This window comes from Thalassospira profundimaris (genome assembly GCF_003326795.1).
In the GTDB taxonomy this organism is placed as follows: Bacteria; Pseudomonadota; Alphaproteobacteria; order Rhodospirillales; family Thalassospiraceae; genus Thalassospira; species Thalassospira profundimaris_C.
This window is the reverse complement of record NZ_JPWI01000005.1, coordinates 211,918-233,923: the sequence shown is the minus strand read 5'-3', so window position 1 is coordinate 233,923 and position 22,006 is coordinate 211,918. Positions and strand designations below refer to the sequence as shown.

Genomic DNA, 22,006 nt, shown 5'->3' with positions numbered 1-22,006 from the left:
ATGAAACTCACCCCCAAATGGCTGCTTGCCCTTGCGATTATCGGCATCACAAGCATGGCGATGGCTGCGGAACCGATTACGACCCTGCGCAGTGCCGCGCCCGATCAGGACTCCCCGGCACCACGCATCTCGAATTTCGAGGATAATAGCGAAAAACGTCCGCGCAATTACCCCGAACAGCCGCCAACCATCCCCCATGATATCGAGGGATATCAGATTGATCGCAACGCCAATAAATGTCTGTCCTGTCATGCCCGTTCGCGTACGGGTGACAGCGGGGCACCAATGGTCTCGATCACCCACTTCATGGACCGCGACAGCCAGTTTCTTGCGGCAGTCAGTCCGCGTCGTTATTTCTGCACGCAATGTCACGTGTCACAAAAAGACGTCAAACCGCTGGTCGACAACACCTTTGTCGATATTGACCAACTCCTGCCAAACAACAGCACCCGCATCGCGGAATAAGGAGATTGGCTGATGATGAACTTTTTAAAACGGTACTGGACGGTTCTGACGACCCCCAGCGTGCATTACAGTCTTGCCTTCCTGACGGTCGGCGGATTCATCGCCGGGATCATGTTCTGGGGTGGCTTTAACACCGCACTTGAAGCCACCAACACAGAACAATTCTGCATCAGCTGTCACGAAATGAAGGACAATGTCTACGAGGAACTGAAAACCACGATCCATTACAGCAACCGTTCAGGTGTTCGGGCGACCTGCCCGGATTGCCATGTTCCGCATGAATGGACCGACAAGATCGCGCGCAAGATGCAGGCATCCAAGGAAGTCTGGGGCAAGATATTTGGTACCATCAGCACGCGTGACAAGTTCCTTGAAAAGCGGCTTGAACTTGCCCAGCACGAATGGGCACGTCTGTCGGCCAACAATTCCCTTGAATGCCGTAACTGTCATTCATCGGAATCGATGGATATCACCCGCCAAAGCCCGCGTGCATCCGAGGCCCATCAGAAATTTTTGTTCACCGGTGAAAAGACTTGTATCGACTGTCACAAGGGGATCGCGCATCATCTTCCCGACATGTCGGGTATTCCCGAATGGCAATAAGTTAAAGATGGACCAAACCGCGTGACACAAAGCCAAGGCTTCCTTTTGGCCGGGATTCCATTCCGGCCAAAAGACCCGATTGACGACGTGCTGGGCGAAATCGCCGCAAGCATTGATGCCAACCGCATCGCAGGATATGTGCAAAAGCGCCGCAAGGACCGCGATTGCGGAACGCTTGTCTATGTGCGCAACCTGCGTAGCGGCGCGGAAATGCCGATCACCAAAAACCGTGGCGCAATGGCAAAGGGCTGCAAACTCGATGGCGATGCATTGTCATCGCTGTCCGAACAGCTCGAACGTGACGTGGAAACCCGGTGTGATCTGCTGATTGTTGCGCGCTTTGGCCGCAGCGAAGCTGATGGCAGGGGATTGCGTGATGTGATCTCGCGCGCGCTTGATCTTGATATTCCGGTTCTGGTCGGCGTGCGCGATGAATATGCCCCGGCCTGGGAGGAATTTCACGGCGGCATCGCCGATGATCTGCCCCTTGATGCCACGACCATCAGAAACTGGCTGGCAGACCATCTGAGCATTCCTGAAAACGCCTGAGACAGCCTGGCGTTTGTTCCCGATCAGTCGCAACACCCGAAATCGACCGGTGCACGGTCACGCGCCAGCACCCTGGCGGCAAAGCGTTCGAACCATTCCCCGAACGCCGCGTCATATTTGGCACGTCCCGCCCGTTGAAGATCCGGTCCCTGACCGTTTGGTCGATCCGTCTTGGCCGCTGAATTTGACAGCCAGCGTTCATGGGTTTCATCATCGACTTCGGGATGGAACTGAATGCCCCAGATACGCTCGTCAATGTGATAGGCCTGATGGGGGAATGTTGCCCCCGTCGCAATCAGTTCCGCCCCTTCGGGCAGACCAAATCCCTCGCTGTGCCAGTGATAGACCATCATCTCGTCGGGAAACAGATCACGCCCCGCCTCGGTCGCCTGCACCGGGTAATAGCCGATCTCGGTCAGGCCATCGGGATGGGCTTGCACCTCCGCACCAAGATGGCGTGCCATCAGCTGCGCGCCAAGGCAAATACCAAGATAAAGCGCATCACTGGCAACCACGCGAGGCAGGAAATCCATGATCGCGCGCACATTGCCCAGATCATCGTCATTGGCACTCATCGGGCCGCCAAACACTACAACCAGATGATAGCCCGTCAGGTCTTCGGGCAATGTATCGCCCTCGCCCGGGCGGCGAATATCGAACTCATAGCCATACTTGCGCAACACCGTTCCCAACCGTCCCGGCTGCCCGGTGGCGGAATTGAAAATCAGAAGAATGCGGTTGGCGGGGCTCAGTTCGTTCATCGGGACCTCATTGCTGCAAGAGCGAAGGTTGACGTTTTAGGCACAGTTTGACAAGTCCCCTGCCGTCAAAAAGGTTTTGCCACAACGGAAAAAGCCGCCACACAGGGTGCGACGGCCTTTGATCCGAAACGAAAAAGCGATGGCTTAGACGTTAAATTTAAAGTGGAAGATATCGCCATCCTTGACGATATAGGTCTTGCCTTCCTGACGGAGCTTGCCGTTATCACGCGCACCGGATTCACCGTTAAATTCGATGAAATCGTCATAGGCAATGGTTTCGGCCTTAATGAAGCCGCGCTCGAAATCGGTGTGAATGACACCCGCCGCATTCGGTGCGGTTGCACCGCTATAAACCGTCCATGCGCGGGCTTCTTTCGGACCAACCGTAAAGAAGGTCAAAAGGTTCAAAAGCTTGTACCCTTCACGAATGACGCGCGCCAGACCGGTTTCCTCAAGACCAAGACCTTCAAGGAACTCTTTCTTGTCTTCTGCACTTTCCAGAAGGGCAACTTCCGACTCAATAGCCGCTGAAATCACCACCGAACGCGCACCCTGGGCTGCTGCCATTTCGGCAACCTTGGCCGAAAGCGCATTGCCATCCGCAGCACTGTCTTCATCAACATTGCATGCATAAAGGACCGGCTTGCTGGTCAGAAGCTGCAACATGCGGAATGCCTTGGCTTCGTCTTCGTTGTTAAGTTCAACAACACGTGCCGGCTTGCCTTCGCGCAGAACTTCAAGGGTACGTTCAACCAGTTCCAGCGTCAGCTTGGCGTCCTTGTCATTGCCTTTGGCACGTTTCTGCAAACCGGTAACGCGTTTCTCAAGGCTGTCCATATCGGCAAGCATCAGTTCGGTCTCGATGGTCTCGGCATCGCGAACCGGGTCAACCGACCCTTCGACATGGGTGATGTCACCATCTTCAAAGCAGCGCAGAACATGCACAATCGCATCCGTTTCGCGAATATTGGCAAGGAACTGGTTGCCAAGGCCCTCGCCTTTGGATGCACCACGGACCAGACCGGCAATATCAACGAATTCGAGCTGGGTCGGAATGATGGTCGCCGATTTGCTAATGGCGGCAATCTTGTCAAGACGATCATCAGGAACGCTGACACGACCGGTATTCGGCTCGATGGTACAGAACGGGAAGTTTGCTGCCTCGGCAGCAGCCGTCTGGGTCAGGGCGTTAAAAAGGGTCGATTTGCCAACGTTGGGCAGACCAACGATACCGCATTTGAATCCCATCTTTCCGGGCTCCGTAACTTGAATTTCTGTTCATCAGGATCGATCCGGGTATTGCCAGACCGAAAGACTATTTCTTTTTGCCAAATGCCCTGGCAAGGGCTTCGGCCATGGCCGAAGCTGCGTTGCTGACCGGTGTGTCTGCGCGTTCCACGCGGACCTTTGCTGCACCGGACAATTCGTCCAATCCGTCGCCAGCCTGCCTTTGCAGACCCGCATCGGTGTCGCCATCATTCCCGGCCGGTTTGGCAGCCGGTTTGTCTTTCTTCGGCGCCTTGGGCTTGGGCGGGTTCACAATGGCCGAGACCTTGCTCATAAAGCCGCCATCATCGCCCTTGACCAGTCGCGCGAATTCCGCCGCAACCCCGTCCAGAAGCGCCATCAGCCAGCCTTCACTCTCGGCCTTGGAGAAATCCCCAAGAACATGGCCATGCACACGGGATTTTTCCCCCGGATGACCAATGCCAAGACGGACCCGGCGATATTCCTTGCCACAATGGGCATCAATGGATCGCAATCCGTTATGGCCGCCATGGCCGCCGCCGCGTTTGACGCGCAGCTTGCCCGGTGGCAGGTCCAGCTCATCATGCAGGACAATAACGTCTTCGACCGGAATCTTGTAGAAGCGCAGCACTTCGCCAACGCTTTGTCCCGAAAGGTTCATGAAGGTTTCCGGTTTCAGAACCAGAATCTTTTGACCGTTCAGTTCACCTTCGGAAATCTGACCCTGAAACTTTTTACGCCAGGGCCCAAAAGAATAGCGGCGGACGAGTTCGTCCGCCGCCATGAAGCCAATGTTGTGGCGATTGGCGGCATAGCCCGATCCCGGGTTTCCCAATCCAACCACCAAAAACATCGTAAGACCTCGATCTTATTCTTCGGTCGCTTCTGCGTCTTCGTCCGAAGCGGCATTTTCTTCCGACTTCAGAGCGGACGGAGCAGCAACGGTCGCAACGGTGAAGTCACGGTCGGTAATCGCAAGCTCAACACCTTTCGGCAGTTTGATTGCCGAGATGTGGATCGAGTCACCAACTTCAACACCCGAAAGGTCAAAGACCAGCTCTTCCGGAATTGCATTCGGAGCGCAGATAACTTCGACATCGTGACGGACAACGTTAAGAACGCCGCCTTTTTTCAGGCCCGGCGATTTCTCTTCGTTTTCGAAGCGAACCGGAACTTCAACATGGATGGTCTGGCCTTTTGCAAAGCGCAGAAGATCGATGTGAAGAATCTGATCGGTAACTTTGTCGAACTGAACGTCGCGCGGCAGAACTTCATATTTCTCTTTTCCGACTTCAACGGTCAGAACATGAGAATAGAAGCCCGGCTTATGCAGAAGTTTCCAAAGCGGACGCGGGTCGATCTGGAACAGAACAGCTTCCTGTTTTGCACCATAAATGACACCAGGGACCATACCGGCACGACGCACGGCACGGGCGGCCCCCTTTCCGGCCCGTTCACGGATTTCCGCAGTGATAACAGTGTTTGCCATCGGAAAATCTCCTTGAACTATAAAAATATTGTTCTCGCAGGTTGGTGAAAATCACCGCTGAAAGCCCACGAAAACAAGCGCGGTGGCCTCCAGGGGTGCCACCGCGACGAGGGCCTTATACCCTCAATCGAAAAGAACGGAAACAGATTTTTCTTCCGAGATACGGCGGATGGCTTCAGCCATCAGCGGCGCAATCGGAAGCTGTCGGATTTTAGTGCAGTCACGAACCGCATCCGATGCACGGATGGAATCGGTAGTGACAACTTCGGTCATCGGGGAATTGGCGATACGCTCAACCGCCGGGCCCGACAGGACACCGTGGGAAACATATGCCGCAACCGACGATGCGCCGCGTTCTTTAAGCGCACCGGCTGCATTGCAAAGGGTGCCTGCCGAATCAACGATATCGTCGACCAGAATGCAGGCTGCGTCTTTGACATCACCGATAACATGCATGACTTCGGAAACACCGGCCTGCGGACGACGTTTGTCGATGATCGCAAGTTCGGCATCCAGACGTTTTGCAACGGAACGCGCACGGGCGACACCGCCGACATCCGGGCTGACGATGACCAGTTTCTGGCCTTCGAACTTGTTGCGGATGTCGCTGGTCAGAACCGGCGATGCAAACAGGTTATCAAGCGGAATGTCGAAGAAGCCCTGAATCTGACCGGCATGGAGATCCATGGTCAGAACGCGGTCAGCACCGGCAACCGTAATCAGGTTGGCAACCAGCTTTGCCGAAATCGGGGTACGGGGACCGGATTTACGATCCTGACGGGCATAGCCGAAATACGGAATGACAGCCGTGATGCGACGTGCAGACCCACGACGCAGCGCGTCGAGTATCACCAGAAGTTCCATCAGGTTGTCGTTTGCGGGGAAAGAGGTGCTCTGAATGACAAAAACGTCCTCACCGCGGACGTTTTCCTGAATTTCACACCAGATTTCCTCATCGGAGAAACGCTTAACATCTGCGCGGGTAAGCGGCAGATTCAGATGGTCAGCAATTGCCTCAGCCAACGGGCGGTTACTGTTACCAGCGAGGATCTTCATAGCGGGGCCTCGGTTAATGGGTGCCGGGAAAGCGAAAAATCTTTTTGCGACTCCACCAACACAGATCAGCCAGGAGCGGTCCCGCTTGCCCCTGTCGCCCAAATGCCCGGAAACCGGGGAAACCCCGCCCGAACTGACGACATGTTCACGACACTCAAAGACCATTCATGGGCAAATCTGCACCATGGCAGTTCGCGGCGGCTTTATAACCAGCCGTTAACAGTCTGTAAATGGGGCCAATGACGAATAACGACAAGGCTGTCATGCATCAGGCGGCCATTCGCCACCTTAACGGAACCCTATCGGGCAGAAAGCGTCTTTTTATCTGCCCGCAACTGAAGCTTTTTGCGCGTGGCAATCTGGCCCAAAACACCTTCAAGTGTTTCGACCGCCGCCTGTGCCGCAAGCGATGCCACCGGCCCCCAGTATTTATCAAGACTGCCATGGGGCACGACATTGTTCTGGTTCATCTGGCCAAGCTCGCTGCCGTTGGTTTCCATGATGATCCATTCAATGGATACCCTGTCGACCGGCGGATTCTTGCTGTTTTCAACCGGTGTCACGGCAATGGTCGCGGACAGGATCACGCTGTTTTCATCAATTTCCCTGTTATCAACAAGAATGCCCTTGGATTGCAGCAACGCCCCGGCCGAGCGCGAAAGTGCCGTATTGCCATCGCCAGGTGCGCCGGAAAAATCGATCAGCGCAATCTTCATAAACGGCGCTGCCTTGAATGCCGACCGGTCACCGGTGATCATAAAGGCAATCTCGTCTGCCGGGGTCGCCACCAGACCGTCATAGGTCCTGATCATCGGGTCTTCCTTGATGCCGTCAAGTTCCCGGACCTTTTCAGCCAGATCCTGCGGGACCAGCAGGCTGTTTTCTTCGGGACCGCCCGGCCTGTCGGCAAACCATTGTTCGGCAGAAAGTTCACCACTCGATCGTACCGTATCAATCGCCAGACCATCCGGACGCATCAGAACCCAGGTCAGATCAAGCTTGGCACCGTCTTCGACAAGACTTGTTTCCACATTCGGGCGCAGGATGTAACTGCCGCCTTCGGAACTGTCGCTATAGGCCGGGATATCATGGTTGCGCAAGGCACGTGCCATGGCGCGCGCCAGATGTGCCGACGCACCTTCGGGCAAGTCATCACCGCCTTCGACCCGCACCGTTCCGGTATCACGCAATTCCAGAAGTGACGGATCGCCCTCACGTCCGGCCCCCTCGAACGGGCGCGGCAAATCACCACAGGCCGCAAGCGGGGCAATTGTCAGAACAAACAGAACAAGGGAACGGAGGATTGATGTCATAAGGCCACTTACATATTCACATCAAAACGCAACCAACCATGGTTGCGATGATCATAAAGAAAAACAGCATAATCATATGCGGCATGACGTCTCCCCCTGAGCCGTGTTTGGCCCTACGCCTCTGTCAACATGATTGCGGAAAGTTGCCGCCCGTAATCGGGCTCCTTGCGAAGCGTCGTGCGGCGGTAACTGTAAAAAAGATGTTCTTCGGCCAGGGTATCGCGCGCCACCAGCTCGACCGATGCAATCCCGGTCGCAATGGTCCGGCGCCGCACATATTCCGGCAGATCAAACATGAAATGCCCGTCCCGCACCGATGGGTCAAACAAATCATCATTGCCTTCGGGTCCGCCCAGAATGGTGTCGCGAAACGCGCCATCCACCTCGTAGGATTTGCGCGCAATGCATGGCCCGACTGCGGCAGTAATGTTTTCGCGCTTCGCACCAAGCTTTTCCATCGCCGCAACCGTGCTGGCCGAAATGCCTCCATATGATCCGCGCCAGCCGGAATGGCAGGCCCCGATCACACCGGCAACCGGATCATGAAACAGCACCGGCGTACAATCGGCCGTCAGAATGCCCAGCATGATGCCCGGACGGTCAGTAACCATCGCGTCGGCCCTGGGTGCCTCGTCACGTGAAAGCGGCTTGTTAAGAACGGCAACATCGGTGCCATGCACCTGATAGACCGTGGTCAGATTTTCGGAAATTGTCGCAAAGGCCGATGCGGCACGCGCCCGGTTCTCGGCAACCCGGTCCTTGTCATCATCGGACCCGAAACCGACATTGAGCCCGCCATGAATACCGTCACTGACCCCGCCCTTGCGACTAAGGAACCCGTGGCGCAGCCCGTGCTTGCCCGACAGGCGTTCGGCTTCAAACCATGTCAGTCCGTTTGACGAACGTTCGATACCGTCAGTAATCGGATGGGTCATGGATCGGTGGCTCCGTCGTTCTGGTTGATCGGTATTTAGCCCGCAACGCCACTTACACAAGGTGGCGGGGTTGTATTGCGACCATATCCGATCAGAACTTTAAAAAGCGTTCCCATCTGGTCGGCATCAATCAGCCGTGCCAATGCCTGATCAATGGCAACGGCCTGTTGTTCATCGGCACTGGTTTTCAAAAGCTCGGCACGCTGTTCAATGCCCAGCATTTTAAGGAACGTACCCTGCGTCAAAACCGCACCTGTGCGTCCGCCTGCTTCATTCATCGTCCGTGCAATGGCTGCAAAATCCACATGTGCGGTCAGATCGGCATCGCCCGGATCGCTCAGGACCGGATGATATTCATGGCCCTTTAGTGCCTGCAACGTATCGCCAAAGGCACTGCTCGGATGCCCGTAATCAATAAACAGTGCCGCGCCCTCTGTTTCATTGAGGCGCCGCGCAATCTGATCAGCAATGGCGATTGCCGGGGCACAACTTTCAAAGATGTCACCCTTTTTGGCTGTCCCGCGCAATGTGGCCGGGATCAGTGCGTCGGTCACCGGGGTTTCGCGTCCACGGACAAATCCAAGTTCGCCACTATTGGCATCAACACCAACCAGCCGCTCGGCCCAGCCATGATCGCCCCGTTCGAACTGACGGATCGGAAGGGCGTCAAAGAATTCATTGCCAATCACAATTGCGGGCACGCCCGCACGTGTCGGGATATCGTCAAACGCTTCGTGCCAGGTTGCCGGAATGCCATAGGCCATGATGGCAGTTTGCTGATGGGTGCGCAGAACCGGACTGGTTTCGACAAACCGCACCGTCAAGGCGTCACCAATACCCGGCACATTGCGCACAGCCCGCAAGGCATCGGACATCAGCGTCCCGCGTCCCGGTCCCAGTTCAATCAGATCGATCTTGGGCGGACAGCCCAGTTGCTGCCAGGTCACGGCGGCCCAAAGACCGATCAGTTCCCCGAACATCTGGCTGACTTCGGGTGCGGTAATAAAATCTCCGGCACGCCCGAACGGATCCTGTTTGCGGTAATAGCCATATTCCGGATGGGCCAGCGCCTCATTCATGAAATCGGCAATGCTGATCGGCCCGGAAAGCGCAATCCGGCGCTTGATATGATCCAGAAGCGGGCTATCGGTTTCAGGCAGCTGGCTCACGCGGCTTCTGCCTCTTTGGGATGGGCACGGGTTTCAATCGGCTTGGATTTCATTGCATAGACAATGCAACCGACCCCGAACAGCACCATCGGGATCGACAGAAGCTGCCCCATCGTCGCCCCACCGGCAAGGAAGCCAAGCTGTGCATCGGGCTGGCGGAAGAATTCGACAATGATCCGCGAAATGCCATATCCGGCAACGAATGTTCCGCCAAGAATGCCCGGACGATGACGCACAAAGGCACTGCGCGACAAGGCAAACAACACGATAAACAGGATCAGACCTTCAAGGGCTGCTTCATAAAGCTGGCTCGGATGGCGCGGTTCCGGTCCGCCATTGGGAAACACAATGCCCCAGGCCACGTCGGTGGTGCGCCCGAACAGCTCGCCATTGATGAAGTTGGCAATGCGCCCGAAAAACAGACCAATCGGGGTTGCGACAGCCGCGGCATCAAGTACGGCAAGGATCGAAATCCCGCGTTTGCGCGCAAACAGGATGATCGCGACGATGACCCCCATGAACCCGCCATGGAATGCCATGCCCCCCTGCCAGACCTTAAGGATATTGGCCGGATTTTCGAGATAATATTCCAGATTGTAAAACAGGATATATCCCAGCCGCCCGCCAAGGATCACACCAAGTGTGGCCCAGAACAGCAAATCATCAACGTCGCGTTTGCTCATGATGTTGGGCGACTTGGTGCAGTAATAAACCACGTACTTCCACCCCAGAAGCAGCCCCGCGATATAGGCCAGCGCATACCAGCGAATGGCAATCGGGCCGATGGAAATCGCAATCGGGTCTATCGCCGGAAAGGCAAGGCTCAGCATCGGGGAAACTCCGGTTGGCAGAAGCAGTTAAATCGAACGATCATGTTCGGGTGATGATCCTGATGTCTCAAAGGATATGGGCAGCATCATGGCAAACAGACCGATGCTGCGGATCCACATCCTGTTAACGGAACGGATCTTCGGTCGCGAGATAATCCTGAATATAAAGACGCACCCCTTCTTCAAGGGATGTCATGTCACGATCATAGCCCGCCGCACGCAGCTTGTTCATATTGGCTTCGGTGAAATACTGGTACTTGTCACGGATGGATTCCGGGGTCGGCACATAATTGATGACCGGCTCCTTGCCCATGGCATCAAAGACGGCAAGGGCAAGGTCCTTGAAACTGCGCGCCTTGCCGGTCCCGATATTGAACAGATCGCTGACCTGTGGATTGTCATAAAGCCACATGATGATACTGACCACATCACCGACCCAGACAAAGTCACGCAGCTGTCCGCCATCCTCGTAATCGGGATGATGGGATTTGAAAAGTGTTGCGGTTTCACCAGCCGACAGCTTGTCAAACATCTGCGAAACCACCGAACGCATACCGCCCTTGTGATATTCATTCGGGCCATAGACGTTAAAGAATTTCAGGCCGGCCCACTGTTTCGGGCGGAAGCCGTTCTGATCGAGAATGCGGCGAAAACGACGGTCGGTCGCATGCTTGGACCAGCCATAGGCATTGAGCGGTGCAAGCTTGGCAAGATCAGCCTCGTCAAAGCTGTCATCAAAGCCCTGCTTGCCATCGCCATAGGTCGCGGCCGAGGATGCATAGATCAGCCGTGCCGAATGGCGCGCACACCAGTCCCAAAGCCAGGTCGTCAGTTTCAGGTTGTTGTTCAGGATCTTGTCGGCATCGGTTTCCGTGGTCGCGGAAATCGCACCCATATGGAAAATCGCATCGACATTGCCCGAATGCTGTTCAAGAAAAGCAGGCAGTTCGTCGGGATGGACAATGTCGCGCAGATTGCGCTTGGCAATGTTTTTCCACTTGATGCCGTCGCGCAGGCGATCAACGACAACAATGTCGGTTTCCCCGCGTTCTTCAAGGGCAGCAACAATATTGGAACCGATAAAGCCGGCACCACCGGTGACGATAAGCATTGCATTCTCCTGGCGGGCAAAACCCATTGATCGAACTTTCTGGTCACTTTATAGGACCGCCCCTGATCTGGAGCAAGAAAAGCCAGTCAAAATCACGATATCGTCACAGCAAGTTCGCCAGATTGCCCTTTGCTGACGATCAGCTTGCTCTATGACAGCGAACACCCATATTATGCGCAACACATTGATCCCAAAAGCCGGAGACCATCATGCAGATCAACAACCGCATTCTCGACGACATTACCCGCGTGACCAATTCTGCACTGGGCACCATGACGGGCGTCAAAGGCGAAGTTGATGCCCTTGTCCGTCAGCAATTCGAAAAAATCCTGATGGGCATGGATATGGTCACCCGCGAAGAATTCGACGTCGTCCATGATGTCGCGATCAAGGCCGCCGAACGCATTGACGCACTTGAAGCCCGCATCGTCGAACTTGAAAAGCGTCTCGAAGCAGCTGAAGCCCCTGCCAAACCGGCGGCAAAACGTGCGGCCTCGAAACCGGCTGCAAAAAAAGACGCCTGATCGCCGTTTAAATCCCCACATAAATGGATGTGGGCCGTCTATCAGGATCGCTGAAAGGTCGATCAGGACGGATAAAACGGACCGGGCTTAAGCCGAGTTCCAAAATTCATTGCGCTCCTGCGTCGCAGGACGGTTGAAAGACGGCGGGCACCGGCATATAGTGCGCGCCCTTTCGCACATGCTTATACAGGCTGGGTATATATGAACGACCAACTCGACGATATTGGCGATCTGGGCGACGAAAATCCGTTGCTCCTTGTCGAAGATATCGCTCGCACGAACCAATGGCATCTGGAACGACGCAGCACCGACGAGGTGGTGGTCGAGATTCCGGCCCACTGGTGTACTTATCTGGTCTATTTCACCTGGCGCGACGATGCCGAGGCGCTGCATATCGCATGTTGCTTTGACCTGTTTGTGCCCGAACCCCTGCGTCCGCGCATGTACGAGCTGGTTGCCAAATGCAACGAACAGCTCTGGATCGGGCATTTCGGGCTGTGGCTTGAAGAAAACATGCCACTGTTCCGCCACACGCTGTTGTTTGGAGGAGACGTTCCCCCGATGGTCGAACAGTTCGAGGAACTGATCGATATCGCGATTTCGGAATGCGAACGCTTCTTCCCGGCCTTCAACTTTGTTCTCGGCCAGGGTCAATCCCCGGACGATGCCCTGACCCATGCAATGCTCGAACCGGCAGGTCAGGCCTAGGACCACACCAGACCATCACAAACCATCCCGGCAATGTGCCCGGTGTTTTGACTGATCTGACGTATCAGGACGGCATGAATGCCGTCCTTTTTCGTTGCAATGCAGTTTTTTTTTGCAAGCAGCCGCTTTTTTTGCCAAACAAAACAAATCGCGCAAAGCCGCATCTTGGGCATGGCCTGACAAAACAAAATCCCGCAAAGCCCGGCCTTGTCAGGCAAAGCCACCTTCAATGTGGATAAACACGCTTTTTCAAAGCTCTCCTGCCATGGGCCCTTGTCCTTTGCACTGACTTGACCCACCTTGAGAAGATCGCTACGGCATTGCATCAAGACTGTTGATAGCGTCATCATCAACAGAACCCGATGGATAAAGCGGAGCAGATTTTATGAATACGCGTCTTTTGCTGGTCGGCTGTGGCAAGATGGGCAGTGCCATGCTTGAAGGCTGGCTGGCCCAGGGCCTCAAGGCTGACAATGTCTATATCGTTGAACAGGCCGAAGCCGCCGAAAAGCTTGAAGCAAGTTATGGCATTCATGGGGTTACCGACGTTGCCGGCATTCCGCAGGACTTTATCCCGCAGGTCATCCTGTTCGCCGTCAAGCCGCAGGTCCTGCCAGATGTGATTGACGCTTACAAACCGCTTGTCCGTGCAGAAACCGTCTTCCTGTCGGTTGCGGCGGGCAAGACCATTGAATTCTTTGCAAGCCATCTCGGCAAACTGGCCCGCATCGTACGCGCCATGCCCAACACCCCGGCGGCTGTATCGCGCGGCATGACCGTCATGTGCCCGACCGAAAATGTCAGCATCGCCCAGCGCGACATGTGTGAAACCCTGCTGGCCACGGTCGGACTGGTTTCCTGGGTCGAGGATGAAAGCCTGATGGATGCGGTTACCGCCCTTTCGGGCAGCGGCCCTGCCTATATCTTCCATCTGGTCGAAGCCATGGCACAGGCTGGCGAAACTGCGGGCCTTCCAGCCGATCAGGCCATGCTGCTTGCCCGCCAGACCGTGATTGGTGCCGGCTTCCTTCTTGATGCCAGCGAAGAAACCGCAGCCACCCTGCGTCAGAATGTCACAAGCCCCGGCGGCACCACGGCCGCGGCATTGAATGTTCTGATGGATCAGGAAAACGGTCTGCCGGAACTGATGACCCGTGCTATCGAAGCCGCCCGCAAACGTTCGGTCGAGCTGGCAAGCTGATCGACATTTCGTAATCTGACCTGACAGGAGACGCTCATGCCCGCCAAAAAGGATATCCCAAATATCCTGATCGATGCCGCCCTTAAACTGGCTGCCGAGAAAAGCTGGCATGACGTCACCATGATCGATATCGCCCGGTCTGCTGGCCTCAGTCTGGCCGACTGCCATGCGCACTGCAACGGCAAGGGCGATATCCTTCGTCGCTTCATCCGCAAGATTGATCACGAAGTTCTGGCCGATCTTGATGCCGATGATTTCAACGAACCCGGCCATGATCGCCTGATTGCCGTGATCATGGCGCGCTTTGATGCGCTGGCTGATTATCGCCCTGCCCTGCGTTCGATCATTGCAGCACGCGGTGATCTCGGCCCGGCGGACTCGATCCGGGCAATCAAAAGTCATTTTGGTTCGATGCGCTGGATGCTGGATGCTTCGGGTTTTCGGACATCCGGCCTTCACGGATCGCTGCGCGTTACCGGACTGACGGCAATCTATGCCCGCACCTTCCGCCAGTGGCTTGATGATGACAGCACCGACTTTGGTCCGACGATGGCCTATCTTGATCGCGAACTGTCGCGTGCCGCCGATTGGGACGGGCAGGTTGAAAAAGGTTTGGGCAAGGCCGCAAAACTGTGTCGCAAGCTTTCTGAAAATTGCCGCCGATTCTCGTCGAAAAAATCATCGGGCACGACCGACACAACGGCCCCAGATCTGCGTCAGTAAAGACAATCAGGTCGCGCCTGATATCTAACCCCCTGATCTGACGCAGCAATTCCCAAAACCCAACCCAAGGGATTTTGCAGACACAAAACATTAACCCTAAAGTTATTGTGCAGTGCAAAATAATCCTTGACGCATCCGGCTCATTCCGGCATATTGCAGTTGAATTTGTGCGGCGCACAATAGCGCCTCATTCCACACCTGTTGCAAATGTTGATGGAGTGCAAAACCATGACCGCCGCAAAAAAGGCAACCAACCCGTTCTTTGACCTCGACTTCACCAAATACACTGCGGACTTCAAACTTCCGGGTGTTGACGTGAATGAAATGATGGCTTTCCAGCGTAAAAACGTGGAAGCCCTCACCAAAGCCAACAAGGTAGCCTTCGACGGTTTCCAGGCTGTTGCTCAGCGTCAGAGCGAAATTTTCAAAGCGCTGCTGGATAAAGTTCAAACCCAGGGCAAAGATTTCGCTGCTACTACCGCTGACGACCCGATGGCTACGGCTGCCAAGCAGACCGAAGCCGCGAAAGCTGCATACGAAGACGCACTTTCGACCGCCAAGGAACTGTCTGGTCTGGTAACCAAGTCCCAGGAAGAAGCTCTTGCTCTTCTGCAGGCTCGCTTTACCGAATCCCTTGATGAATTCAAGGCAGCGATCGAAAAGACCGCTGCTGCGAAGTAACAGCTTTCCGCTGATAACTTCCCGTAATCTACTTGATGGCAGGACTGCAAGGTCCTGCCATTTTCTTTTGTCTGCCCCGCGGATTTTGCTCAAACTCCGGAATTTGCCCACCCGCGATGCTTTGGACTTATCAGCCTGATTTCCGAACAGTAAGCTGTCTTCATAACAAGGAGGCCCTTGCCCAATGAACGAAATCAGTTTTGATGATTTTCTGAAAGTCGATATCCGTGTCGGCACAGTGATCGACGCACAGGAATTCCCCGAAGCCCGCCGTCCCGCCCTTAAGCTGTGGGTGGATTTCGGCCCCGAGATCGGCACCAGAAAAACATCCGCCCAGATCACCAAATATTACAGCCCTGAAAAACTGATCGGCCGTCAGGTTGCCGGTGTCATCAATTTCCCCAAAAAACAGGTCGGTCCCTTCATGTCCGAATTCCTGTGTCTTGGCTTCCCCGATGGTGCAGATGACAAGGGCATCGTCCTGATCCGCCCGGACGAGGATGTGCCCAATGGCGCACGCCTGTTCTGATCGCGGAACCTGTTCCCCCCAAAAAACAGAGGGACAGGCACCAAAGATGCCTGTCCCCGCTCGTGCCGCGCTATCTTTTTACAGATTAGCGCGCCAAAACTACCGATGCCTCGCGCGTGCGACCGACCGCCACCACCATTTCTTCCGACACCATCTGCAATCCCGAAAGCAACCCTTGCGATGTCGCAAGCGACGTCTGAACACCATGCATCTCGCTGGTGACCTGCGATATGACATCGCCTTGCTTCTCGACGGCCACCGAGACAACGGCCACACGGTCCAGCATCGCTTTCATGTCCAGACGCAGGGCGGTCAATATGCGCACATTCTCGCTGACGCATTCATCAAGATTGTCGATCCGTGCCTTGAGTTCGGGCGTGCCCCTTGCGCCGTCACGCACCGCATCCAGTGCATTTTCCATCGCGACGGCGGCAACATCGCCTTCGATCACCGTATCGAAAACATGATCGGCCACAGATTGCAATTCCGTCATCCGTTGGGCGCTTTCCTCAACGCATGACACCAACCGTCCGGCGATCATGCTGCTGGCTTCAAGATGAACCTGTGCCAGACGACATGCCTTGGCGACCCTTTCGTAATTCTGATCGAACTTGCACAAACTGCGGTCAATATCAATGAAGCTTGAATCAAGGGTCGTTTTCAAATCACCCAGCGAATGGACTTCGCCCGTGATATCGACAGCAAATTTGACAATTTTACGAACCGTGCCATCCGGGGCAAAGACCGGGTTATAGGTTGCCTCAAACCAGACCTCGTCACCGTCCTTTCCGACCCGTCTGAATTGCCGGGCGCTGTATTTTCCGTTGGCAAGAGATCGCCAGAATGCGCGGTAGTCGGCACTTTGAGCATAATCGGGTTCGACAAACATGCTGTGATGCAGGCCGACAATTTCTGCAAGTTCATATCCCATGATCGAAAGGAAATGGTGATTGGCCGTCAGAATATTGCCTTTCACATCGAACTCGACCACCGCATGGCTATGCTCAATCGCATCGACCTTGCCCTGCAGGTCAATAAGCTTTTCATGACGTTCGGTGACATCAACACCAAGCCGCATGATTGCGCTTACCGCTCCCTTGCAATCACGTATCGGGCCATAGGTCTCCTCGACCCAGATAAGATCACCCTGTTTGGTCACACAGGGCAGAACAACCCGCTTGCTCTTTCCGGCGCGCAACTCGATCCAGCACAGATCATAGTCCGGTCCGTTGACCACCTCGGCAGGCAGGAACATGGAATGATGTTGCCCGACAACTTCGCTTTCGTCATATCCGGTCATCGCCAGAAATCGCTCATTGACCCTGATGATCCTGCCATTCAGGTCAAATTCAGCCACGGCGAATGACACATCAACAGCAGCATGCAGGTCATATGACAGATCATTGCGATCTTGCCCGATAGACGAAGCAACGGAATTCATGACGGCTCTCCCGGATTGTTGCCTGGCGCAACGCTAAACATATTCGTTATCGTGAATATATCACCGGGATCGCGTCCCCACTATCCTCATATGGGGAGGACATAATACACTCGTATAGGATGCAAAACCCTGGAGCCCTAAAACAAAGAGGCATGGCGATTATATGCCATGCCTCTTTTAATCGATCGTTCTGGGAACAATCTTCTTTTCGGCCACGCCGTCGAATTCGCTTAACGCGCAAGGACCAATGCAGCCTCACGGGTTCGACTGACATTTACCAGAACTGTCGAAGAAGCATCCCGGATAAAGTCCACGCTACTTGCGAACTGTTCAACAGAACTTGCCATACTTTGCATGTTGCTCGACACCTGCTGGGTTACGGAACTTTGTTCCTCCACCGCAGAAGAAATCGTCGTCACGTTATTTAGCACATCTTCTACTTCCGTCCGGATCGAGCCCAGCACACCGCTGACCTCACCGGCAATGCTCTGAACACCTTCGATCTCACCCGTAATCTGTTCAGTCGCCCTGGCAACCTGATTGGCAAGGTTCTTGACCTCTGTCGCAACAACAGCAAAGCCTTTGCCTGCTTCGCCTGCACGGGCCGATTCAATCGTCGCATTCAACGCCAGCAAATTGATCTGCCCTGCAATTCCCTGAATGACATCAATGATACTGCTCATAGCTGTCACGACTTCATTCATTTTCTCTGTCGATGTGCCCGCAGCAATCGACTTTTCAAACACCTGATCGGTTGATGCTCTTGCCCCGGCCATGCTGCGCGAAATTTCGGCAATTGATGCCGCAAGCTGTTCGGCACCGGCGGCAACAGCCTGAACGTTCGCCGACGTTTCTTCACAGCTCGAATAGGCAATCGAGGAACGCTGATCCAGTTCTTTCAAGCTCAGATCAATTTCACCAAAGTTGCTGTCGATCATCTTCTTAAGATCCGTCAGAAGCTTGACCTGTTCGGTAATATCCACAGCATATTTAACAACCTTATAGGGCACGCCATTGGCATCAAAGATCGGGTTATAGGATCCTTCAATCCAGATCTCCTTGCCGCCCTTGGCAAAACGCTTGAACTGCTGCGAGGAGAAATTCCCCCTGCGCAGTTCGCGCCAAAATTCAGTGTAATCCAGACTTTTCGCATAATCTGGATCCACAAACATGCTGTGATGTTTTCCGACAATCTCCGAAAGCTGGTACCCCATCACCGACAAGAAATTGTCGTTTGCATCAAGGATTTTGCCATCAAGGTCAAACTCAATCACTGCCTGACTGCGGTTAATGGCGGTTACCTTGCCTTCGAAATTGGCCAGCATCTCCTGACGCTTGGTAATGTCGGAAGCAAATTTGACAATCTTGACGACGTTGCCCTTGCGGTCGCGCACCGGATTGTAGGTTGCCTCGATCCATACTTGGCGACCTGTCTTTGTGATCCTCGGGAATGCTGCACTTTTGAATGAGCCCGCCCGCAGATCGGACCAAAAGGTCTCGTAATCCGGGCTTCGGCGGATGTCGTCGGGGACAAAGATTGCATGCGGCTTGCCGACGATCTCTGACAACTCATATTCCATAATTGTCAAAAAATTCTTGTTTGCACGCAGCACCTTGCCCTGCAAGTCGAATTCGATAACGGCCAGCGACTGTTCCAGTGCATCAAGCGTACTTGCAGCGGTCGCAGTGTCGCCACGCCGGAAAAAACCAAAAGATCCCATGTGATGTCCTCTCGCCTGGTATCAGGAAAACGACTTAGCGATTGCCAAGCCGATGCGTTGACGCGGAACCTATACAAACGAATTAGACGCATCTATCCTCATTTGAGGAGGATCATTGCAACCTATTGGCGAAAACAGAGCCAACCACAAAAAAATGGCGGCATATCAAATGACATGCCGCCATCAACTGCCCCGGGAAAGGCAGTTTATTTCTCGACGAAAGCTTTCTCGATCACGAAGTGACCGGGTTCGTTCATATTGCCTTCCTTGCCGCCCCACTCGACCAGCATCTGGCGGGTATCAGCAATCATTTCCGGGTTGCCGCACAGCATGAAGCGATCATTTTCAAGGGTCGGCTTGGGCAGACCAAGATCATCATAAAGTTTGCCCGACTTCATGAGTTCGGTAATACGGCCCTGGTTCTTGAACTCTTCACGCGTGACGGTCGGATAATACAGAAGCTTGTTCTGCACATCTTCGCCGAAGAACTCGTTGTTCGGGAGTTCGCTATGGATGAATTCCTGATAGGCCAGTTCGCGAACTTCGCGGCAACCATGCACAAGAATTACCTTCTCATAGCGCTCATAGGTTTCGTAATCGCGGATGACACTCATGAACGGGGCCAGACCGGTACCGGTCGACAGCAACCACAAATTCTTGCCCGGCAGTAGGTTGTCATGGATCAGGGTTCCGGTCGGCTTCCGCCCGACAAGGATCTTGTCCCCAACCTTGATATGCTGCAAGCGCGAGGTCAGCGGACCGTTCGGCACCTTGATCGAGAAGAATTCAAGCTCTTCATCATAATTCGCGCTGACCATCGAATAGGCGCGCAGAAGCGGCTTGCCTTCTACTTCGAGTCCGATCATCGCGAACTGACCATTGATGAATCGGAATCCCGGATCGCGGGTGGTTTTGAACGTGAACAGAGTGTCAGTCCAGTGATGGACGTAAGTGACTGTTTCTTCGTTAAAATTGCTGGCCATAACGCTACATCAATCCGTTTCGTCTGTCTGTGTGTGGAACCGTGGCGGGAAACACGGAGTTTTATCCCGGCACGCATTCCATGCCAAGTTGGCGCGATTTAACATCAACTAACCGTATATCGCAACAAAACAATCCATATTTCTTGTCATTTTGTGTAATTTACATAAAACAATAAAAATTAAGTGTAGAATATTGTCTGACAATCAGGCACATTAGGCAGAACAGACCCGATTGACAAGCTTTTGGTCAGGTTAGATATACCCTGGCTTGCCTCGATACAATGACACATCTCAATGCGGTGACAGATGACTCGATCAACCGGCGAAATGTCTGATGCTCTGACCGTTCAGCAGATTGCAGATGCAATCACCAACGCCATCCGCGAAGGACGTCTGGCCCCCGGACAGAGACTGACGGAAATTGACTTTGCCAAAAAACTTGATGTCAGTCGCCCGTCGGTTCGCGAGGCCTTTCGTCAACTGACCTCTGACGGATTACTGCATTCCCAACCCTATCGCGGGGTCAGTGTCCGGCACATGACACGGCGCGAAGTCGATGATCTTTTCACAGTTCGTGGCGCACTCGAAGGTTTGGCTGTTCGCCTGGCAACCCCCGCACTTGCCGGGGCGATATCCCCGCTTGAAGACATCCAGACCGCGCTTGACGCCGCCGAGGCCAGCCGTGACCTGAATGCCATGTCCCAGCATAACCTTGCCTTCCATATGCTGTTTGCCGATGTCAGCAAGAATGAACTGCTGCGCGAACAGCTGCGCCGGATTGCCAATAACGTCTATTGGCTGCAATTCCGGGTTCTGGTGGCCGACGAAAAGGTTCTTGCCACCAACGCCACCCATCGCGACCTGCTTGAAGCGGTGCGCGCCAATGATCCCAAACACGCCGAAGCCATCATGATTGCCCATGTCGACCAGTCACGGCAACTGGTTCAGGCGCTGTCTGACGATCACTTTGCCAACCCGCAAGCCGACTGATCGCCAATAGTCGGTGTCAAATACCGTCATCCCGGCACAACACGCAGGTGCAGCTTCCCGCGATCTGACTTGCACGAACAGAAGTCGGCACTGGCGTGATCAGTAACAGGCTTCATGGCTAACGCGGGCTGCTCGCAACACACCAAGTTTGACCGCCGGATGATATTTTGCACCTTGCTCCGGGCCTTCTTCATCTTTAATATTGTCTGACAATTTAAACTAACAATATTTCAGGAAGCGTCATGTCTGCCACCAAACACCTCACCACCGAATTTCAGCCCATCCCGCTGCCTGATTATCAGGAATACGACCTTGCCGAAATGCGTGCCCGCGCGCAGGCCTTTTATGATGAGATCAAAACCCGCCATACCGTGCGCGAATTTTCAGACCGTGCCGTGCCGCGCGATATCATCGAAACCTGTATTCGTGCGGCGGGTACTGCCCCCAACGGGGCCAACCATCAGCCATGGCACTTCTCGGTAATCGGCGATCCGGCAATGAAAAAGAAAATCCGCGCTGCCGCCGAAGAAGAAGAACGCGCCTTTTACGAAGGCCGCGCCGGTGAAGAATGGCTCGAAGCCCTCAAGCCGCTTGGCACCGATGACAGCAAGCCGTTTCTGGAAACCGCCCCTTGGCTGATCTGCATCTTTGGTGAACGCAAAAGTACCTCGGCCGATGGCAAGTTGCGCAAGAACTATTACGTGCCGGAATCGGTTTCCATCGCAACCGGCTTTCTGATCGCAGCCCTGCATCGTGCAGGCCTAGCAACCCTGACCCACACGCCAAACCCGATGAGCTTCCTGACCGAGATTTGCGGCCGCCCCGATCACAACAAGCCCTATATCCTGCTTGTCACCGGCTACCCGGCACCGGACGCCACCATCCCGGCCCATGCGACCGAGAAAAAGGACCTTTCGGAAATCGCGACATTCTTCTGATCATAATCCGGCCCGACTTCACCCCTCGTCGCACCACC

At 54.5% G+C, this 22,006-nt stretch carries 25 protein-coding genes; 11 read left to right on the top strand and 14 right to left on the bottom strand.

Annotated features, from left to right (window positions below):
* From TH30_RS10315 to TH30_RS10305, 3 genes are read left to right on the top strand one after another with little or no spacing between them, the layout of a single operon-like run.
* Positions 1-465 carry a nitrate reductase cytochrome c-type subunit gene (locus TH30_RS10315; protein WP_114098000.1) on the top strand — a complete coding sequence of 155 codons (465 nt, stop codon included), beginning with the start codon at positions 1-3 and terminating at the stop codon, positions 463-465.
* Positions 466-477: 12 nt separating this feature from the next.
* Positions 478-1,068 carry a cytochrome c3 family protein gene (locus TH30_RS10310; protein WP_114097999.1) on the top strand — a complete coding sequence of 197 codons (591 nt, stop codon included), beginning with the start codon at positions 478-480 and terminating at the stop codon, positions 1,066-1,068.
* 21 nt (positions 1,069-1,089) lie between these two features.
* Positions 1,090-1,617 carry a DUF2478 domain-containing protein gene (locus tag TH30_RS10305; RefSeq protein WP_114097998.1) on the top strand — a complete coding sequence of 176 codons (528 nt, stop codon included), beginning with the start codon at positions 1,090-1,092 and terminating at the stop codon, positions 1,615-1,617.
* Positions 1,618-1,640: 23 nt separating this feature from the next.
* On the opposite strand, the gene TH30_RS10300 is transcribed toward TH30_RS10305, so the two are convergent.
* From TH30_RS10300 to rfaD, 10 genes are all read right to left on the bottom strand, one after another.
* Positions 1,641-2,378 carry a glutamine amidotransferase-related protein gene (locus TH30_RS10300; RefSeq protein ID WP_114097997.1) on the bottom strand — a complete coding sequence of 246 codons (738 nt, stop codon included), beginning with the start codon at positions 2,376-2,378 and terminating at the stop codon, positions 1,641-1,643.
* A gap of 144 nt (positions 2,379-2,522) precedes the next feature.
* Complete coding sequence (ychF, locus tag TH30_RS10295; protein WP_114097996.1) at positions 2,523-3,626, bottom strand: redox-regulated ATPase YchF; 1,104 nt, start codon at positions 3,624-3,626, stop codon at positions 2,523-2,525.
* 67 nt (positions 3,627-3,693) lie between these two features.
* The gene (gene pth / locus TH30_RS10290; RefSeq protein ID WP_114097995.1) at positions 3,694-4,479 is read right to left on the bottom strand and encodes an aminoacyl-tRNA hydrolase; all 786 of its coding nucleotides are present in this window, start codon (positions 4,477-4,479) and stop codon (positions 3,694-3,696) included.
* Positions 4,480-4,494: 15 nt separating this feature from the next.
* Positions 4,495-5,115, bottom strand: a complete 621-nt coding sequence (locus TH30_RS10285) for a 50S ribosomal protein L25/general stress protein Ctc (RefSeq protein WP_114097994.1) — start codon at positions 5,113-5,115, stop codon at positions 4,495-4,497.
* Positions 5,116-5,238: 123 nt separating this feature from the next.
* Entirely contained in the window at positions 5,239-6,171 is a 933-nt protein-coding gene (locus TH30_RS10280) for a ribose-phosphate pyrophosphokinase (protein WP_114097993.1), read from the bottom strand.
* A 299-nt stretch (positions 6,172-6,470) separates the two neighbouring features.
* On the bottom strand, positions 6,471-7,484 hold the full coding sequence (locus TH30_RS10275; protein WP_114097992.1) for a hypothetical protein: 1,014 nt from the start codon (positions 7,482-7,484) through the stop codon (positions 6,471-6,473).
* A gap of 113 nt (positions 7,485-7,597) precedes the next feature.
* On the bottom strand, positions 7,598-8,419 hold the full coding sequence (gene pgeF, locus TH30_RS10270) for a peptidoglycan editing factor PgeF (RefSeq protein ID WP_114097991.1): 822 nt from the start codon (positions 8,417-8,419) through the stop codon (positions 7,598-7,600).
* A gap of 35 nt (positions 8,420-8,454) precedes the next feature.
* On the bottom strand, positions 8,455-9,588 hold the full coding sequence (locus TH30_RS10265) for a class I SAM-dependent methyltransferase (RefSeq protein ID WP_309471217.1): 1,134 nt from the start codon (positions 9,586-9,588) through the stop codon (positions 8,455-8,457).
* Positions 9,585-10,418, bottom strand: a complete 834-nt coding sequence (lgt, locus tag TH30_RS10260) for a prolipoprotein diacylglyceryl transferase (protein ID WP_114097990.1) — start codon at positions 10,416-10,418, stop codon at positions 9,585-9,587. The genes TH30_RS10265 and lgt overlap by 4 nt, the downstream gene beginning before the upstream one ends.
* Before the next feature lie 124 nt (positions 10,419-10,542).
* Positions 10,543-11,529: an ADP-glyceromanno-heptose 6-epimerase gene (rfaD, locus tag TH30_RS10255; protein WP_114098057.1), complete on the bottom strand. Its 987-nt coding sequence runs from the start codon at positions 11,527-11,529 to the stop codon at positions 10,543-10,545.
* Positions 11,530-11,738: 209 nt separating this feature from the next.
* On the opposite strand from rfaD, the gene TH30_RS10250 reads away from it, so the two are divergent.
* Positions 11,739-12,053 (top strand): accessory factor UbiK family protein, encoded by a 315-nt coding sequence (locus tag TH30_RS10250; protein ID WP_114097989.1) that lies wholly within the window; start codon positions 11,739-11,741, stop codon positions 12,051-12,053.
* 201 nt (positions 12,054-12,254) lie between these two features.
* Positions 12,255-12,761, top strand: a complete 507-nt coding sequence (locus TH30_RS10245; protein ID WP_114097988.1) for a type III secretion system chaperone family protein — start codon at positions 12,255-12,257, stop codon at positions 12,759-12,761.
* On the opposite strand, the gene TH30_RS10240 is transcribed toward TH30_RS10245, so the two are convergent.
* Complete coding sequence (locus TH30_RS10240) at positions 12,758-13,111, bottom strand: hypothetical protein (RefSeq protein WP_147251967.1); 354 nt, start codon at positions 13,109-13,111, stop codon at positions 12,758-12,760. The genes TH30_RS10245 and TH30_RS10240 overlap by 4 nt on opposite strands.
* 35 nt (positions 13,112-13,146) lie before the next feature.
* On the opposite strand from TH30_RS10240, the gene proC reads away from it, so the two are divergent.
* The 4 genes from proC to TH30_RS10220 all read left to right on the top strand — a co-directional run bounded on the left by proC (position 13,147) and on the right by TH30_RS10220 (position 15,895).
* Positions 13,147-13,962: a pyrroline-5-carboxylate reductase gene (proC, locus tag TH30_RS10235; protein ID WP_114097986.1), complete on the top strand. Its 816-nt coding sequence runs from the start codon at positions 13,147-13,149 to the stop codon at positions 13,960-13,962.
* Positions 13,963-13,998: 36 nt separating this feature from the next.
* A complete protein-coding gene (locus TH30_RS10230; RefSeq protein ID WP_114097985.1) occupies positions 13,999-14,685 on the top strand; it encodes a TetR/AcrR family transcriptional regulator in 687 nt (228 codons plus the stop codon).
* Between the two features lie 228 nt (positions 14,686-14,913).
* Positions 14,914-15,366 carry a phasin family protein gene (locus tag TH30_RS10225; protein WP_114098056.1) on the top strand — a complete coding sequence of 151 codons (453 nt, stop codon included), beginning with the start codon at positions 14,914-14,916 and terminating at the stop codon, positions 15,364-15,366.
* Between the two features lie 184 nt (positions 15,367-15,550).
* Positions 15,551-15,895 carry a tRNA-binding protein gene (locus tag TH30_RS10220; protein WP_114097984.1) on the top strand — a complete coding sequence of 115 codons (345 nt, stop codon included), beginning with the start codon at positions 15,551-15,553 and terminating at the stop codon, positions 15,893-15,895.
* Positions 15,896-15,980: 85 nt separating this feature from the next.
* Here the strand turns inward: TH30_RS10220 and TH30_RS10215 are convergent, their stop codons facing one another.
* From TH30_RS10215 to TH30_RS10205, 3 genes are all read right to left on the bottom strand, one after another.
* On the bottom strand, positions 15,981-17,336 hold the full coding sequence (locus TH30_RS10215) for a PAS domain-containing protein (protein ID WP_114097983.1): 1,356 nt from the start codon (positions 17,334-17,336) through the stop codon (positions 15,981-15,983).
* A gap of 230 nt (positions 17,337-17,566) precedes the next feature.
* Positions 17,567-19,057, bottom strand: coding sequence for a methyl-accepting chemotaxis protein (locus TH30_RS10210; protein WP_114097982.1), 1,491 nt, complete (start codon positions 19,055-19,057; stop codon positions 17,567-17,569).
* Between the two features lie 206 nt (positions 19,058-19,263).
* Complete coding sequence (locus TH30_RS10205) at positions 19,264-20,040, bottom strand: ferredoxin--NADP reductase (RefSeq protein WP_114097981.1); 777 nt, start codon at positions 20,038-20,040, stop codon at positions 19,264-19,266.
* A 306-nt stretch (positions 20,041-20,346) separates the two neighbouring features.
* Between TH30_RS10205 and TH30_RS10200 the strand changes: the two genes are divergently transcribed.
* Together TH30_RS10200 and TH30_RS10195 are read left to right on the top strand one after the other, a co-directional pair.
* Complete coding sequence (locus TH30_RS10200) at positions 20,347-21,030, top strand: GntR family transcriptional regulator (RefSeq protein ID WP_114097980.1); 684 nt, start codon at positions 20,347-20,349, stop codon at positions 21,028-21,030.
* A gap of 242 nt (positions 21,031-21,272) precedes the next feature.
* Entirely contained in the window at positions 21,273-21,968 is a 696-nt protein-coding gene (locus TH30_RS10195) for a nitroreductase family protein (RefSeq protein ID WP_114097979.1), read from the top strand.
* Positions 21,969-22,006: the final 38 nt, after the last annotated feature.

Bases quoted from the DNA above. Each gene is read 5' to 3' on its own strand.
- TH30_RS10315 (WP_114098000.1), top strand. From the start codon at position 1: ATGAAACTCACCCCCAAATGGCTGCTTGCCCTTGCGATTATCGGCATC.
- TH30_RS10310 (WP_114097999.1), top strand. From the start codon at position 478: ATGATGAACTTTTTAAAACGGTACTGGACGGTTCTGACGACCCCCAGC.
- TH30_RS10300 (WP_114097997.1), bottom strand. From the start codon at position 2,378: ATGAACGAACTGAGCCCCGCCAACCGCATTCTTCTGATTTTCAATTCC.
- ychF (WP_114097996.1), bottom strand. From the start codon at position 3,626: ATGGGATTCAAATGCGGTATCGTTGGTCTGCCCAACGTTGGCAAATCG.
- pth (WP_114097995.1), bottom strand. From the start codon at position 4,479: ATGTTTTTGGTGGTTGGATTGGGAAACCCGGGATCGGGCTATGCCGCC.
- TH30_RS10285 (WP_114097994.1), bottom strand. From the start codon at position 5,115: ATGGCAAACACTGTTATCACTGCGGAAATCCGTGAACGGGCCGGAAAG.
- TH30_RS10280 (WP_114097993.1), bottom strand. From the start codon at position 6,171: ATGAAGATCCTCGCTGGTAACAGTAACCGCCCGTTGGCTGAGGCAATT.
- TH30_RS10275 (WP_114097992.1), bottom strand. From the start codon at position 7,484: ATGACATCAATCCTCCGTTCCCTTGTTCTGTTTGTTCTGACAATTGCC.
- pgeF (WP_114097991.1), bottom strand. From the start codon at position 8,419: ATGACCCATCCGATTACTGACGGTATCGAACGTTCGTCAAACGGACTG.
- lgt (WP_114097990.1), bottom strand. From the start codon at position 10,418: ATGCTGAGCCTTGCCTTTCCGGCGATAGACCCGATTGCGATTTCCATC.
- rfaD (WP_114098057.1), bottom strand. From the start codon at position 11,529: ATGCTTATCGTCACCGGTGGTGCCGGCTTTATCGGTTCCAATATTGTT.
- TH30_RS10250 (WP_114097989.1), top strand. From the start codon at position 11,739: ATGCAGATCAACAACCGCATTCTCGACGACATTACCCGCGTGACCAAT.
- TH30_RS10245 (WP_114097988.1), top strand. From the start codon at position 12,255: ATGAACGACCAACTCGACGATATTGGCGATCTGGGCGACGAAAATCCG.
- TH30_RS10240 (WP_147251967.1), bottom strand. From the start codon at position 13,111: ATGATGACGCTATCAACAGTCTTGATGCAATGCCGTAGCGATCTTCTC.
- proC (WP_114097986.1), top strand. From the start codon at position 13,147: ATGAATACGCGTCTTTTGCTGGTCGGCTGTGGCAAGATGGGCAGTGCC.
- TH30_RS10230 (WP_114097985.1), top strand. From the start codon at position 13,999: ATGCCCGCCAAAAAGGATATCCCAAATATCCTGATCGATGCCGCCCTT.
- TH30_RS10225 (WP_114098056.1), top strand. From the start codon at position 14,914: ATGACCGCCGCAAAAAAGGCAACCAACCCGTTCTTTGACCTCGACTTC.
- TH30_RS10220 (WP_114097984.1), top strand. From the start codon at position 15,551: ATGAACGAAATCAGTTTTGATGATTTTCTGAAAGTCGATATCCGTGTC.
- TH30_RS10215 (WP_114097983.1), bottom strand. From the start codon at position 17,336: ATGAATTCCGTTGCTTCGTCTATCGGGCAAGATCGCAATGATCTGTCA.
- TH30_RS10210 (WP_114097982.1), bottom strand. From the start codon at position 19,057: ATGGGATCTTTTGGTTTTTTCCGGCGTGGCGACACTGCGACCGCTGCA.
- TH30_RS10205 (WP_114097981.1), bottom strand. From the start codon at position 20,040: ATGGCCAGCAATTTTAACGAAGAAACAGTCACTTACGTCCATCACTGG.
- TH30_RS10200 (WP_114097980.1), top strand. From the start codon at position 20,347: ATGACTCGATCAACCGGCGAAATGTCTGATGCTCTGACCGTTCAGCAG.
- TH30_RS10195 (WP_114097979.1), top strand. From the start codon at position 21,273: ATGTCTGCCACCAAACACCTCACCACCGAATTTCAGCCCATCCCGCTG.